This window comes from Enterococcus sp. CR-Ec1 (assembly GCF_002850555.1).
Taxonomy (GTDB): Bacteria; Bacillota; Bacilli; order Lactobacillales; family Enterococcaceae; genus Enterococcus_D; species Enterococcus_D entomosocium.
Window position 1 is genome coordinate 1,639,402 of record NZ_CP025223.1, and the last position, 14,458, is coordinate 1,653,859.

12 protein-coding genes and 1 pseudogene are annotated in these 14,458 nt (G+C 40.8%); 6 read left to right on the forward strand and 7 right to left on the reverse strand.

Going from position 1 to position 14,458, the window contains the following annotated elements:
• Positions 1 to 150 precede the first annotated feature (150 nt).
• The 4 genes from CXM95_RS07790 to CXM95_RS07805 all read right to left on the reverse strand — a co-directional run bounded on the left by CXM95_RS07790 (position 151) and on the right by CXM95_RS07805 (position 5,592).
• The gene (locus CXM95_RS07790) at positions 151 to 2,430 is read right to left on the reverse strand and encodes an ABC transporter permease (RefSeq protein WP_101698969.1); all 2,280 of its coding nucleotides are present in this window, start codon (positions 2,428 to 2,430) and stop codon (positions 151 to 153) included.
• Position 2,431: 1 nt separating this feature from the next.
• Complete coding sequence (locus CXM95_RS07795) at positions 2,432 to 3,124, reverse strand: ABC transporter ATP-binding protein (protein WP_086317349.1); 693 nt, start codon at positions 3,122 to 3,124, stop codon at positions 2,432 to 2,434.
• Positions 3,125 to 3,221: 97 nt separating this feature from the next.
• Complete coding sequence (locus CXM95_RS07800; protein WP_005236276.1) at positions 3,222 to 3,830, reverse strand: response regulator transcription factor; 609 nt, start codon at positions 3,828 to 3,830, stop codon at positions 3,222 to 3,224.
• The gene (locus tag CXM95_RS07805) at positions 3,820 to 5,592 is read right to left on the reverse strand and encodes a sensor histidine kinase (RefSeq protein WP_158297429.1); all 1,773 of its coding nucleotides are present in this window, start codon (positions 5,590 to 5,592) and stop codon (positions 3,820 to 3,822) included. Before CXM95_RS07805 ends, CXM95_RS07800 begins: the two co-directional genes overlap by 11 nt.
• A 370-nt stretch (positions 5,593 to 5,962) precedes the next feature.
• Between CXM95_RS07805 and CXM95_RS07810 the strand changes: the two genes are divergently transcribed.
• The 4 genes and pseudogenes from CXM95_RS07810 (at position 5,963) to holA (ending at position 10,462) form a co-directional block, all read left to right on the forward strand.
• A complete protein-coding gene (locus tag CXM95_RS07810) occupies positions 5,963 to 6,604 on the forward strand; it encodes a helix-hairpin-helix domain-containing protein (RefSeq protein ID WP_008381358.1) in 642 nt (213 codons plus the stop codon).
• A gap of 93 nt (positions 6,605 to 6,697) precedes the next feature.
• Positions 6,698 to 7,195 (forward strand): ComE operon protein 2, encoded by a 498-nt coding sequence (locus CXM95_RS07815; RefSeq protein ID WP_005236270.1) that lies wholly within the window; start codon positions 6,698 to 6,700, stop codon positions 7,193 to 7,195.
• Positions 7,167 to 9,411: pseudogene (locus tag CXM95_RS07820) on the forward strand (DNA internalization-related competence protein ComEC/Rec2). Before CXM95_RS07815 ends, CXM95_RS07820 begins: the two are co-directional and overlap by 29 nt.
• A 31-nt stretch (positions 9,412 to 9,442) precedes the next feature.
• Positions 9,443 to 10,462, forward strand: coding sequence for a DNA polymerase III subunit delta (gene holA, locus CXM95_RS07825; protein WP_301389368.1), 1,020 nt, complete (start codon positions 9,443 to 9,445; stop codon positions 10,460 to 10,462).
• A gap of 52 nt (positions 10,463 to 10,514) precedes the next feature.
• Here the strand turns inward: holA and rpsT are convergent, their stop codons facing one another.
• Positions 10,515 to 10,769, reverse strand: a complete 255-nt coding sequence (gene rpsT, locus CXM95_RS07830) for a 30S ribosomal protein S20 (RefSeq protein ID WP_005230162.1) — start codon at positions 10,767 to 10,769, stop codon at positions 10,515 to 10,517.
• A gap of 236 nt (positions 10,770 to 11,005) precedes the next feature.
• On the opposite strand from rpsT, the gene CXM95_RS07840 reads away from it, so the two are divergent.
• Positions 11,006 to 12,061 carry an inorganic phosphate transporter gene (locus CXM95_RS07840; RefSeq protein WP_005236263.1) on the forward strand — a complete coding sequence of 352 codons (1,056 nt, stop codon included), beginning with the start codon at positions 11,006 to 11,008 and terminating at the stop codon, positions 12,059 to 12,061.
• A 12-nt stretch (positions 12,062 to 12,073) separates the two neighbouring features.
• Positions 12,074 to 12,697 carry a DUF47 domain-containing protein gene (locus CXM95_RS07845; RefSeq protein ID WP_008381351.1) on the forward strand — a complete coding sequence of 208 codons (624 nt, stop codon included), beginning with the start codon at positions 12,074 to 12,076 and terminating at the stop codon, positions 12,695 to 12,697.
• A 74-nt stretch (positions 12,698 to 12,771) separates the two neighbouring features.
• Here the strand turns inward: CXM95_RS07845 and CXM95_RS07850 are convergent, their stop codons facing one another.
• Positions 12,772 to 13,605: an undecaprenyl-diphosphate phosphatase gene (locus CXM95_RS07850; RefSeq protein ID WP_005236259.1), complete on the reverse strand. Its 834-nt coding sequence runs from the start codon at positions 13,603 to 13,605 to the stop codon at positions 12,772 to 12,774.
• Between the two features lie 148 nt (positions 13,606 to 13,753).
• On the reverse strand, positions 13,754 to 14,458 hold the full coding sequence (locus tag CXM95_RS07855; RefSeq protein WP_005236258.1) for a histidine phosphatase family protein: 705 nt from the start codon (positions 14,456 to 14,458) through the stop codon (positions 13,754 to 13,756).

Here is a 14,458-nt window from a genome sequence, read left to right on the forward strand (position 1 = left end):
AGCAATCGTGGTCAATGAACAGAGAAGAAAAAAGAGATGCAGAAAACTGAAGTGCTATAAATACCGATACCTCCAAAAAAACTTTAAATAGGTTAGAAAGACGGTGTAATCGTAGAAACCAATCATAGATGTGCCTCCTTTTGCAGAGAATCAATCAACATTTTTCAATGCAGAAACCAAGTCTAGTTTTTTAAGCCGTTGGCTGACAAGAAATGTTGTACTTAACGAACTAAGCCAAACAATCATAGAGGCGATTGCGACATTAATCCAGGTGAAGTGGGCGGTGTATTCAATCGTAATGGTTGAAAAGGTGCTTACATACTGTGAAAGGAACCAACTTCCTGCAGGAATTCCAATCAGCCAGCCAACCATCGTTGTTGCAGCATTTTCAATCATGGTGATTCGGCGAAGTTCTTTTTTTCTAAAGCCAAGGACGCTTAATGTCGTATAGTCACGAGTTCGTTCAACAAAATTTAGCGTCCCTAAATTGTATAGGACAACGATGACTAACAAAACTGCAAAAGCAATGATCATTGTAAAGATCCCTCCTAGACTATCAACAAATTCATACGCATTGTCCATTTGATCTTGTCGCGCAATCGTTGATGTGATTGCAGGATTGCCGGACAATGCTTCAGCAGTTTCCTCGTCTACTAAAAGCGTCTGAGGCAGAAAAGTCCCACCAGCTTCCAGCCAAGTTTTTTTTAACAAATAAGCACCTTGGTTCGTTTCACTAGTTATGATCCCAGATACTTCAAAGCGAAATGAGCTTTCATGAAATGCAGGAAAGACTTCTATTTGATCGCCTTTTTGAATGCCCGCTCTGTTAGCAAAACCTTCTGTTAGATAAATACCGCCAGGAGTGATCAACTCATTGTCAGTTGTTTTCATATGAACAAAATCCCCTTGATCAATGATCATCAGTAAGCGATTGTAGCCGTCATCAGGTGCAAAACGGGTAGGCAAAATTTGCACCTCTTGTCCAAAGGATTCTTCCAAAAATGCTGAATCACTAGTATTTATTCGTTGATGATAAGTAAAATCCTCTGTATAAGCTTTGTTAACTAAGTGGTTGATGGATTGGGGCATGCCTAGTCCGGCTGTGATCAGCATCATACCACCAGCAACTCCGATGATCCCCATTAAAACTCTCATTTTGTTAGAAGCAGCATCGCGAAACCCCCATTTGGCTTCATAACTTAACGGGTTCCAGAAGAACGAAAGCTTTTCTAGTAACAAATGGGCACTCTTGCCTTTTGTATTCCCTCTAAGGAAGTCCGCTGGCAGGCTAGTACATGCTTGATCAGAAGCAAAATAAGCAGAAGCCATACAAATGATTAACACGAGCAGACAAACGATTAATGAAAGGGAATTGTAGGAAACTGTCCAGTGTGGGAGAGATAGAATATTCTTTTGCGTTTCTAAAACAAAATGCGAAAGCAAGGGCGCTGCTGCCAAGCCAGCGGCGATGCCAAAGCTGCCGATGATCAAGCCGAAGCTAGTGAAATGAAACCCGATTGTTCTATTTGAAAACCCCAACGCTTGAAGGACTGCGATTTCTTTTGTTTGGGTATCAATCAACCGTTTGATCGTTGTATACATTGCAAGAATTGCTAGTAAGATAAACAAGAACGAAAACATAAAGGATAGATTTCGAATTTGAGTGACGCGGCCCAAGGCTTCAGAAACTTCCGTCAAGGTTGCTTGATCATAGTACGCAATATGGCGTTCCCCCATAATCGATTCAATTTCGGTTCTTAAGCGAGAGTTAGTCCCAGAGACTTCGACGACGTTAGGTAAAACGGATGTCTCCAGCATCATTTCTAAAGTCGCTTCTGATAAAATCCCGTAGCCATAGCGTTTCGGGTCGGGGGCAATATACTCTTGTGTACCAGTGAAGAAAAGCTTATCAGTTGTTAAAATCATCCCTGCTATGGTCAATTCAATTTCGCGACCGTCAACCATAATCCTCAGTGATTGATTTAAGGTAAGATCATTCGCCTGTGCGTAGTCGTGATTGATCCAAACAAAGCCAGGGGATTCATGGAATGTAGTACCTTGAACGAAATAAGGCTCTGCGATAGGTTTTCCAAGTGGTGCACTAAGAGTCAAAGTGCGTTCTGATGATGAGGAAGGCGCTTGATTAATCAAATCAGAAACTGTAAATTCGTACTGAGAGAATGTCTTTTCTATCCCATCTAGTGCTTGGATTGATTGGATATCGTTTTCAGTAAAGCCAGTACCATAAACCCAAGCATCTGCCAGACCATTTGCATCAATAAAGTTGTCCAGGCTTTTTTCCAAACCGCCCCAAACACCTTGTAACCCAACAAATACAAGGACACTTAGAAACGCCATTAAGAAGACGGAGAAGAATTGCGTCCAATTTCTTTTAAGATCTCTAACCAGTTTTATAGACAGAAATTTCATATCAAGACTCCTTTGTTTTTACCTTCAGAGGCTTATTTTGTTCAATCGACTTGATTTTTCCGTCATGCAAATGAATAATTTTATCCGCATATTGAGCGAACTCTGCATTATGTGTGACCATCACCACAGCAGTATCCACATTCACCGCAGCTTTTTTTAATAAAAATAATATTTTTTTCCCTGTATGTGAATCTAAAGCGCCAGTTGGTTCGTCGCAAAGTAAGAGTTTTGGGGCTTTTGCCAAAGCACGTGCAATCGATACTCGCTGCATTTCTCCGCCAGATAATTGGTTAGGGAAGTTATTTTTTCTATGGGATAACCCTACAGATTCAAGGTAGTGAGAGGCTGGTTCATTATTTGTACTCAGTTGTTGTGCAATGCCGACATTTTCTAAAGCGGCTAAGCTAGGAATCAAGTTGTAGAACTGGAAGACAAAACCGACGACGTCACGCCGATAATCTGAAAGCTGTTCATCAGAAAGATGAGAGATTTCTTTTTCTCCCATGCGAAACTCTCCTTGGCTTGGACGATCCATACCGCCTAATAGGTTTAAAAGAGTGCTTTTTCCTGAGCCTGATGGCCCTAAAATGATGGTGAATTCACCCTTATTGATCGTGAGGCTCACATCATTTAATGCAATGATTTTACGATTATTTTCACCATAAAATTTATTGATATGTTTCAATTCGATCATTTTGATCCTCCTAAAGTTTTCTTGTATGTACTGTTATCTTAATAAAGCAAAAACAAAAAAACATCCGTATTATCCGAATGTTTTTTTGCGGAGTTCATCATTTGATTAAATTCAGTTTGATTCCTTCTCGAACAGCACCGATCCTTGTTTGTACGTTCAACTTATTGCAGATAGATGAAACGTGGTTTTCGACGGTTCTGCGACTGATAAATAGTTTTTTTGCGATTTTTTCATTGGTTTGTTCCTGCGAAATCAATTCTAATACTTGCCGTTCTATCTCACTTAAGAGACGCATGTCTTTTTCAAGAAAAAGGTGTTCAGGGGAAACTTTATTGCCATGGTAGACCGTTTTTATCGTTGTGATCAATTCATCATACGAAGCTTCTTTTCTCAAAAAAGCCCATATACCAAGTTCAAAGGCACGCTTATGAAGAAGTGGTTCATAAAAACCCGACAGCATAATTATTTTTGGCAAAGTATCATCAGTTAAGGTATGAATACGAGGAATCAGCTCAAAGGCATGCGTGCCCTTTAGCATCATATCGAGGAGGACAATATCAATTGACTGGTTTGCCATAGCTTGAAAAAAATCTGTTGGTTTTGTAAATGCGCCTATAATCGAAAATGAGGGCTCTTTTTGCAGCGTATTTTTGATTCCTTCAAGGACGAGTTCGTGGTCGTCTAACAATGCAAGTTTAATCGGCATAGTTTGCTCCTTCGAAAATATTTTTTGGAATTCTAAGCTGAATGGTTGTAGGTGAGTAGTGAATGAAAAATCTACCCGACAATAACGAAAGCTTTTCTTTAATTACATTTAATCCGAAATGAGGACCTTTACTAAGAGAGTCTTGTCCAAAAGTTCCGTTATCACTAATTTCGAATACTACTGTATCATCCTCAACTGCATTTGTGATTATCAGTTCTGTTGCATGTCCATGCAAAATACTGTTATTGAGCAATTCTTTGACTGAGCGCAAGATGAAGTTGTTGATTTCAGGTGAATCTGAATGGATGGTTCGGTCATAGGCAAAATGTATGAGCACAGGGTGGTTTTGCTGTATTTGAACGAAAAGAGAAGCCAATGTTTTTTCTAATCCTATTTCTTGCAGAAGCAGAGGATATATATCTGAGCAAAGTTCTCTTAAATCATAAATCAATTCATCAAGCTGCTGGATGATTTTTTCTTTTGGCACTGTTTGTCTATCATTTTCAATTTGACGTAACAAGTGGATGATCTCTTGAATGATCCCATCGTGAATATAGCTTGAAATTGTCTCTCGTTCTTTTTCAACTGCTAAAAATACATCTAGTGAATTGATTGGTTCATTATGGCGACTTGCTAAATAGAATAATTCTTGTAGAAGCGGCAAAAGAGTATATATTAAAAGGAAGAGATAAAGAATAATTAGTAGATTAGGAACGTAAGCGTTAAGTTGGCTGATAAAAATGACGATTACCGTTAAAAATAGTGAGAGTATCAGATAGATCGATCTGGTTGTGATACGGTACCGAAATTTCAAGACGCGATCAATTGCTAAGCGATGGAAAATTCCTATAAAAGGCAGAAAGATAAAAAATACCAGCATATAGTAAGGTGCACTCCATCCAATAGGGAATGCATATAAATAAAGAAAAGGGGCAATACTTACAAATAGAATTACTGGAAGGTTGACTTTGGTAGCTGTTCTATGTTTTTTGTGACTTTTATTAAAAAAAGAGAAGCAATATTCGCCAAGCATCAGTAGCATCAAGCTGTAAACAAAACCGACTGCTAAATATTCAGCGAGTACATAGCCAATCTGAAAAAAAGCGGCATAACAGGTTGCTGCTAGATTTAATAGGAGGAGCAGTGCTGGAAAGATTCCTATATTGCTTATTTTATATGAGCTGTTGATCTTCAAAAATGAATTCAAGAAAAATGGAAAAGTGGATAAGGAGATAATCAAAATCACTCTACCTAACGTATTCCCAATACTTGAAGGAAACGCCGCTAAAAAAATAAACGCAAATACAAAGAGCCATAAATAAAAAAGCCGTGATCTTTTTGAAAGAAGCTGTTTTCGATAAAAAAAGAGCAAGAATAAAACTAACGATCCACTAAAAGCTAAAAGTGTAAAAAATATCGGCAGAAATGTTTTGGGCGAATCAAAGCGATAAGTGATTCGTTGCTGCTCTCTTTGGATCGTGAGTGAATTGATTTGCTCGACAACTAGCCAATTTGTTAATTGTTTATTCTCTTTTGGCAAATTTCCATCGAGCTCTACTAGCTGATCATTGATTTGCAGCGAAGTATCCGCTCCCAGACCACCATCATAAATACGTTTTATAAACCATTCGTCATTTATTTGGTAAGCCCGAATGCCTAAATATGTAGTTTGATAAATAGTGTGAGTGAAATAAATCATCAAGATTAGGTAGAAACTCCCCAGTAAGATATGCATCATTTGCCATCTATACGATTTAATCAAGTCGGCCTCCTTTTTTTGTGGAAAATTTCAAATGAAATGTTCAATTTATCACAAGGGTGATTATCATTGGCAGCATTCTTATCCATGGACTTTGAGACGCTGGGTTACTTTAGACATCCAACATTTCCCTGTGATTTTTTATCAAATAGTGTATCAATAGTTTCAATCTGATTCAAGCGCTTTTTGAAGATTTGCCTTAACAGCACCCTAATTCTGCAATACATTGTCATTTTGTCTAAGAATTTGCATTCTATGAAAATGGCACTATGATTGGTTCCGTCATTTTTTTGCTGCAAAAAGATCGTCTTTATTTTTCCGTTTTCCAAATAATACTGAATTATCTGCGTATTTCATCTATGAGGTGGTGAAAATGGATCGATGGAAGCTGTTCAAAGACTATTGGCGATTTGCAGTTGGTGGTGCTGTTTTGATGGTGTTGCTGATCATCTGGTTTGTACCGTTCTCGCAAAAAAAAGAAACAAACTGGCATTCAATGGCAGATGCAGCAGGTCAATCGTCTGAAATGGGGGAAGGTGGAGCCCTTCAAGAAGATAGTCTTCACGATGAAGAGTATGAGATCGTTATCGATGTCAAAGGGGAAGTGCACCAACCGGGAATTTATCGCTTGAAATCAGGTGCGCGGATGTATGAATTGATCGAACAAGCAGGTGGTCTGACAGAAGAGGCGTTAGAAACAGCCATAAACTTAGCACAAGTGCTACAAGATCAACAGATGGTGATCGTCCCTCATAAAGAGGATCAAGCGTTTATGGAGATGAATGCTTCAGGAGTAGGTGGCAGCCAAACAGCAGTGACACAAATCAATCTGAATCAAGCCAATGCACAGCAACTGCAAGAACTGCCAGGTGTGGGTGCCAAAAAAGCAGAAGCAATCATCGCTTACCGAGAAGAATATGGCTTTTTTAAACAGATTGATGACCTAAAAAAGATCACAGGCATCGGAGAGAAGACCTTTGAGTCCTTGAAAGAGATGATTACAGTGGCGGACTGAACCAAATAAATGTAAGAAATACTAAGAAATGACGGTTGAAAATTCAAGAAATTCGATTAGAATAGAACTAATCAATGACAAAGGAGCAAACGAATGAGCAATACGAGAATCCCATGGGACCAGTATTTTATGGCACAAGCTGTATTACTGTCTTTACGCAGTACGTGTTCCCGACTTGAAGTCGGCGCTACATTAGTCAAAGATCGCCGAATCATCGCTGGAGGCTACAACGGGTCCGTCAGTGGCGATGTACACTGCATTGACGATGGCTGTTATGTTGTCGATGACCATTGTATTCGGACGATTCATGCAGAAATGAATGCCTTATTGCAATGTGCAAAATTAGGGGTGTCAACAGACAATGCGGAAATCTATGTGACGCATTTTCCCTGTCTTCCCTGTACGAAAGCAATTTTGCAAGCAGGGGTCAAAAAGATCCATTATTTGAATGACTATCGCAACAATCAGTATGCAATGGAACTGATTCAACAAGTAGGTGCTTCCGTCCACCAAGTTGAACTCGATCCGGTGTATTTTGAAAAACTTTCGTTTGGTGTGCTGAATGATGCACAACCAACAAAAAAGAACTGATTCATTTTTATTTCTTAGTATTATTTTTGCTTGTTCGGTGACTGCTTACTATCGGCAGTCCATCTTACTGGGACTCATTGCACTTTATTATTTCGGGATGCTTGTCTTAAAACGACAAGCATTTTTGTGCATGATTTGTTTTGTCGGACTGTTGCTGTTAAGTGTCCGCGTTTCTCTTTCTCGGACTGGGAACATACAAGAAGGTGAGTATCAAGGGGTAGTCAATGTGCTGCCAGACACGATCAAAGTCAATGGCGATCTACTTACATTTGAAGCAAAATCCTCTGCAGGTAAAGTGATTGGCCGTTACACGGTTTATTCAGAGACTGAAAAACAGCAATGGCAGGATCGATCCGTTTGGGGAAGAAAGCTGCTGGTGAAAGGATTTTTTTCTCTTCCTGAAAAACCACGAAATCGCCATAGCTTTGACTATTCTGCCTATTTGGCCAGTCGATCGATTATTGGCACAGTCCATATTGAGAAAATTGTAGGAATGGAAGAAGCAGACTCAGGCTTTTCGCTTGCAAAAGTTCGAGCAGAGGTTATTTCTTCTGTGCAACGAATCTTTCCTGAACGCTCAGCAGCCTATATCAATGCGTTGCTCTTTGGTTTTAAAGACCATGACTTTCAAGAAGTACGTCAAATGTATCGTGCGAGTGGCTTATTGCATTTTTTTACGATCTCAGGAATGCATGTTGTCTTATTTTTCAAATGGTTTCGCGGATGCTTCTGCCGATTGGGGTTTACGCAAAAAGAAATGCTGTTGCCAATGGGGGTCTTTTTCTTGGTCGTAATTGGGATTTGTGGCGGCGGCATTAGTGTCTGGCGTGCTGTCTTGGCATTGTCGGTTACTCAAGTGACCACTCTTTATCAACAACGGCTATCGGCAAGTGATCATTATGGGATCGTCTTAACGGCTCTTTTATTCGTTGATCCCAAAGTATTGCTTCAAACATCGGGGCAACTAAGTCTTTTGATGACCTTCTTGATAGTAATGCAGCGACCAATCGGATTGACGTGGTTTTGGCGCTGTCAGTTCCTCACGGTGCTGGCTGCGCCTGTCATTGTCTCGCTCTTTTATGAATTCCCATTATTTGGGGGCTTTTTGACGTTTGTCTTTTTACCGTTTTTTCAATTGGTTTTGCTACCAGCCTGTTTCGTAATGTTCATTGCTGGGACACTTTTCCCAACCATCAGTGGGCTGATTGCCCTTTTTGAAGGGCTTTTGCTGCTTATGGAAGTTGTCGTGGGCGCTGTAGGAGGCGTGTCGATAACGGTGGGTGCCGTTCCTGCAGGATTGGCTGCTAGTTGTTGTTTGCTCAGCTTGCTCTGTTACCAAAAGAAACGGTGGCTGCTGGTGATCTGTTTTTCGCTTGTTGTACCAATCGTCTTTCAGAAGAATCGCGTTTTACCCACCATTAGTTATGTCGACGTTGGTCAAGGCGATAGTATCGTTTTACAGGCAGAAAAAAATCGCGAAGTTTATGTGATCGATACTGGAGGTTCTCTGTCTTTTCCGAAAGAAAACTGGCAAGAGCGCAAACGACAAGCTGCCGCGGAATCTACATTGATTCCTTTTTTGAAAGGGGAGGGAGTCAGGAAAATCACCGGGTTGTTTCTAACTCATGGGGACACGGACCATATGGGAGATGCGCTAGCATTGATGAAGGCGATCCCCGTTGAAACGTTATATCTCGTACCAGGAAGTGAACAAGATCACCGCATCGCCAAGCTTTTAAACGAACTGCCTAAGCAGACAAGCGTTGTTTGGACGACGGTTGGCCAAGTAGTGGGTGATTTCCTTCAGTTGCAAGTATTGGCACCAGAATCAGGTGCAGGGCAAAACGAAGATTCGCTGGTGATTAAAACCAAGGTAGGGGATAAAACATTTTTATTTACTGGCGATCTCGAACAAGCAGGGGAAAAAAAAGTTGATTCATGATTATCCGAATCTTAAAGTTGATGTATTGAAACTAGGGCATCATGGCAGTCGAACCTCGACGGCACCTGAGTTTGTTGCGGCAATCGATCCCCAATTCGGGATCGTTTCAAGTGGACGGAACAATCGGTACGGGCATCCTCATGAAGAGGTGCTTGAAACGTTGGTAAATCAGACCGTTTTGCGAACCGATCAGCAAGGCATGATCCAATTTATTTGGTCTGAAAAACAACAATCATTTTTGATAAAAACGCTGCTAGACTATCCGATTGACTAATGGTAGGATAAGAATGAAAGCGGGGGGAACGATGGAATTACAAAAAGCGTTGCAAGCAATTCGAACCAAGGAGTTGCAATCGATTTATCTAGTCATCGGCAGTGAAATGTTTTTACAAGAGCAAGTTCGCACGGCCTTTTTGGAGCGTTTTTCCGTTGGGAAAGATGATCTGAATTTTGCTTCCTTTGACATGGAGAAAGATCCCCTTGATATGGTGATCCAAGAAGCCCAATCGTTGCCTTTTTTTGGCGATCAGCGATTACTTTTCGTTGAGCGGCCATTTTTCTTAACGGCTGAAAAAAAGAGCAATGCACCTGAGCATGACCTAGATGATTTTTTGAATTACATCAAAGACCCATTGGAATCATCGGTAATGGTGATTTTTGCAGATGTCGATAAATTAGATGAACGGAAAAAAATTACTAAGCAGCTGAAGAAAGCCGCAGTTGTGATTGATGTCGCACCTATGAAAGAAGCCGACGTGCGTCAGTATCTCCAACAGTCGTTGGCCAATGATGGCATCGAGATGAGCCGAGAGGCGTTTGATTTGTTTTTACGGTTAACGGATCTGCAACTATCAAAAGCGATGCAGGAGTTACAGAAACTACGATTGTATGCAGGAAACGGCAATAAAATCACGAAAGAGATCGTCTTGCAGTTGATCCCTAAGACGTTGGAACATAATGTCTTTGAATTAACCAGTGATGTCTTAAAGGGGAACGTATCGGATGCGTTGCGCTTGTATGACGATCTATTATTGCAAGGGGAAGAGACGATCAAGATCAATGCTATTTTGATCAGCCAAGTCCGTCTACTGTTACAGGCAGCGATTTTGATGAAAATTGGCTACCAGCAAGCCAATATCGCAGAAACGTTGGGGATTCATCCGTACCGAGTGAAGTTAGCGATGCAGCAAGCGCGAGGCTTTGGAGAAAAGCAATTAGCGGCACTCTATAACGAATTGATCGAAAATGATTACTTAGTAAAAAGTGGCCAGATGGACAAAGAGTATTTGTTCCAGCTATTTGTTTTAAAACATGGCAAACAGTAAGTCAAAAAGAAAGGCGCAGCAATCGATAATTGCTGCGCCTTTCTTAATTTGCTTATTTTGCAATTTTTTTACTTAAACGAGATTTGTCGCGACTAGCTTTGTTCTTGTGGATCAATCCTTTAGTCTCAGCCATATCGATTGCTTTAACAGCATCTTTATATAACGCATCTACGTTATCAGCACCAGCTTCAACAGCTTGATCAAATTTTTTGATTGCTGTACGCATTGTGCTTACTTGAGATGAATTCTTAGCATTAGCCGCTTCGCTTGTGCGAACACGTTTGATTGCAGATTCAATGTTTGGCATGTATTTCACCTCCGAAAAAAAAGTTCAATTACGTTTAGAAAACGTATAAATCAACACTAGTCATTATACCTAATGCCAAGAGTGATTGCAATAAAAGTTGTAAAGAAATTTTACTTAACACAAAAATTTGTTTTTTGACCGTGCTATTTTTTGCTTTATGGTTTTAAAAAATGCTTCTTTGCACATTTTTTACTGAATAGTTATAAAAAGTTTACACAGAAAGAGCTTTCTATGCTATGATTACTTCGGAATTTTTAAATGGGGGAATCTATGTGAATATCGCTTTATTTCTAACGATTGTCTTGTCATTAGGGGTGATTTTCGTCAACGGGTGGACGGATGCGCCGAATGCTATTGCAACCGCTGTCTCCACGAGAGTCTTACGCCCGAATATCGCCATTGGCATGGCAGTCGTCATGAATTTCTTAGGTGTGCTGGTGATGACGTATTTTAATGCGCAAGTTGCAGAAACCATCAGTAATATTGTGACTTTTGACTCAGGCGGGAGTTTTCGGGTCTCACAGATCGCATTAGCCGCTGCCTTGTTTTCAATTGTTGTTTGGACGGTCGCAGCTTGGTATTTTGGGATCCCAACCAGTGAATCTCACGCATTGATTGCGGGATTGACAGGGGCTGCCATGGCTCTGGGTGGTTTACATGCAGTCAACGGTGAAGAATGGATGAAAGTCTTAATCGGTCTCGTTGTGTCTACGTTAATGGGGTTTATTGGTGGATTTTTGATCACGAAACTGATCGTATGGCTCTTTCGCGATACCCAACGGCGAAAAGCCAACAAAATTTTTACGGTTGGTCAAGCCATCGCGGCTGGTGCCAATGCCTTCTTGCATGGTGCCCAAGATGGACAAAAATTCATGGGTGTGTTCATGTTAGGCCTTTTTTACAACAATCTTGCTGAAAAGACCGGCAATGGCTTTGCCATCCCACTGTGGGTGATGGTTCTTTGTTCCTTGACCATGGGGATCGGTACATCGGTCGGTGGGATGAAGATCATTAAATCAGTGGGGATGGATATGGTAAAACTGGAAAAATACCAAGGCTTTTCTGCAGATGTTACTGCAGCAATCTGTTTGTTCTTGTCTTCCGTATTTGGTATCCCAGTTTCAACAACGCACACGAAAACGACCGCTATCATGGGCGTTGGAGCGTCTCGGCGTTTTTCTAGCGTTGATTGGCGCATTGTAAAAGAAATGATCTATGCTTGGATTTTAACCTTTCCTGGCTGTGGATTGATTGCGTTTCTAATGGTCAAATTTTTATTGCTAATTTTGTGAGGAGAGAAAGTAATGGCACGAAAAAAAGGATTCGATTATTTTGCAGCAATGGAGCAGTTGGCGACGAACGGCCATTTAGCTGCCAAACGTTTTTCGCTTTTGATCAACGATTATTCTGAACGAGCATTGACCGAAGCAGCAGCTGAGATTCATGCTTTGGAAAAAGAAGGGGATAAAGTGATCGCTGAGCTAACCAATGAGTTATATGATTCATTTATCACCCCTATCGATCGCGAGGACATCCTAGTCATTTCAGAGCGTCTAGATGATATTTTGGATGGCATTATGGGACTGACTTATTTATTTGAGAATTTGGTCATTACGAAGATCCGCCCTGAAACCAACTTATTTGCTGGAATGATCGTTCAAGCGACACAAGGCGTTGAAACGGCCTTAAAAGAATTTCCTAAGTTCAAAAATTCAAAAACATTGCGTCAAATGATTAATGATGTGAATACGATTGAATCAGAAGCAGACCGTTTGTATTCAAAAATGAAAAAAGCGTTATTCACAGACGAAACGGACGTTCTTGAAATCATTAAATGGAAAGATGTTTATGATCGTTTTGAATCAATTATCAACGACACCGAAAGTGCGGTGGATATTATTGACGGTATGGTAATCAAAAACACGTGAGGAACTAGAGACCTTTCAAACAAAAAAAGAGCAACTCTTGGGCAGGTAAGTGCCACAAGAGTTGCTCTTTTTGCTTATAATTGGATCAGCCAATAGCCGATCAAAATGATTCCTAAAACGATACGATACCATCCAAATACGGTAAAATCGTTACGCTTGATGTAGTTCATCAAGAAACGGATCGCGATGATCGAAACGATGAATGAGACGATGGTTCCTGTTAATAAGATGACGGTTCCTTGGAAATCAAAGGCATTGCCATCTTTCAAAAACTTGAAGATTTTCAAGGCACTGGCACCAAACATGGTGGGAATACCTAAGAAAAATGAAAATTCAGCAGCAACATAACGAGAAGCGCCGATCATGATAGCACCTAAGATAGTAGCACCAGAACGAGAAGTTCCTGGGATCAATGCCAATACCTGGAACATGCCGACAATCAAGGCCGCTTTGTAGGTGAATTTGTTCAAATCGGTACATTTCGGTGCTTTATTCTTGTTTCGTTTTTCAACTACGATAAAGCCGATCCCATAAACGATCAAGACGATCGAAACGGAGAAAAAGTTGTAGAAGTGCGCATCTAACCAATCATCTAACGGCAATCCGATAATAACCGATGGCAAGACCGCAACAATAACTTTAAACCATAACGTCCACGTATCTTTTTTCTCTATTTCATTTTTTTGTGGGGAAAAAGGGTTCAGTTTATGGAAATATAAGTAGACGACTGCTAGTATCGCGCCCAATTGAATGACAACATTGAACATCGTCATAAATTCGGGGGTAACATTCAAACCGATAAATTCGTCGGCAAGAATCAAGTGACCAGTGCTGCTAATTGGCAGCCATTCCGTGATCCCTTCAATGATCCCAAATAAAATCGCTTTTATAAAATTTGTAAAAAACATTGGTCCAGTCCTTTCTATGACAAAATACAACTCTTAGTATACCGTTTCCTGATTCGAATACCAATCTTTTTCCTAAAAAAAGAGGGCAGTTTTTAAAACAAAAACTGCTCCTTTCTTGAAGAAATTGATTAGCCGTCAGAGGTTTCTCTTAGGACAAAAGCTCTTGAGAGAGCGCTAAGCCTTTTTTGATGTATTCTGTGTTACCAACTTCGGCGATGGTAAAGCTGCCGTCTTCGTAGATCAGTCGAGTGACCGAACCATTTTCAATATCCATACGAACATTGTTCTCATCATTGATCAGATGCAAAAGAAAAGCGATCGTTAAGCCGTGAGACACAACTAACGCATTGCCGCCGCCTTTTTTCTCAACGCGATAGGCGATATCTTCAAACCCTGTTTTGACACGTTCGGTCAAAACATCAAAGGTTTCCGCCCAATTGGCTGTATCGGCGTGGTAGATCGCATTGGCGATCGCCTCAAACGTGACATGATTAGCAATCATCTCATCATAATCAGGAAAATCAAGAATCCGCGGCAGAACGCCCCACATTTCTGCATCATAGGCCCCTTCAAGGGAGCCAAAGCACCATTCACGAATCCGTTTGTCGATGTGATAAGGGATCTCCGGTCCTCTGACATGTTCACCCAGTATCAGACGCATGGTTTCAATCGCTCGACCGCTGTCACTGGATACTGCTTCTACAAAATCCACATCGCGTAACCCAAGGCCTAAATAGTGGATGCCTTGTTCACCGGTTCGAGTCAATGGTGTGTCACACCAGCCTTGCACCCGCTGCAATGTGTTAAACATTGTTTTTCCGTGACGCACGACATACAATTCCGTCTTTGCCAT

Bases quoted from the DNA above. Each gene is read 5' to 3' on its own strand.
- CXM95_RS07790 (WP_101698969.1), bottom strand. From the start codon at position 2,430: ATGAAATTTCTGTCTATAAAACTGGTTAGAGATCTTAAAAGAAATTGG.
- CXM95_RS07795 (WP_086317349.1), bottom strand. From the start codon at position 3,124: ATGATCGAATTGAAACATATCAATAAATTTTATGGTGAAAATAATCGT.
- CXM95_RS07800 (WP_005236276.1), bottom strand. From the start codon at position 3,830: ATGCCGATTAAACTTGCATTGTTAGACGACCACGAACTCGTCCTTGAA.
- CXM95_RS07810 (WP_008381358.1), top strand. From the start codon at position 5,963: ATGGATCGATGGAAGCTGTTCAAAGACTATTGGCGATTTGCAGTTGGT.
- CXM95_RS07815 (WP_005236270.1), top strand. From the start codon at position 6,698: ATGAGCAATACGAGAATCCCATGGGACCAGTATTTTATGGCACAAGCT.
- holA (WP_301389368.1), top strand. From the start codon at position 9,443: ATGGAATTACAAAAAGCGTTGCAAGCAATTCGAACCAAGGAGTTGCAA.
- rpsT (WP_005230162.1), bottom strand. From the start codon at position 10,769: ATGCCAAACATTGAATCTGCAATCAAACGTGTTCGCACAAGCGAAGCG.
- CXM95_RS07840 (WP_005236263.1), top strand. From the start codon at position 11,006: ATGATTACTTCGGAATTTTTAAATGGGGGAATCTATGTGAATATCGCT.
- CXM95_RS07845 (WP_008381351.1), top strand. From the start codon at position 12,074: ATGGCACGAAAAAAAGGATTCGATTATTTTGCAGCAATGGAGCAGTTG.
- CXM95_RS07850 (WP_005236259.1), bottom strand. From the start codon at position 13,605: ATGTTTTTTACAAATTTTATAAAAGCGATTTTATTTGGGATCATTGAA.
- CXM95_RS07855 (WP_005236258.1), bottom strand. From the start codon at position 14,458: ATGGCAAAGACGGAATTGTATGTCGTGCGTCACGGAAAAACAATGTTT.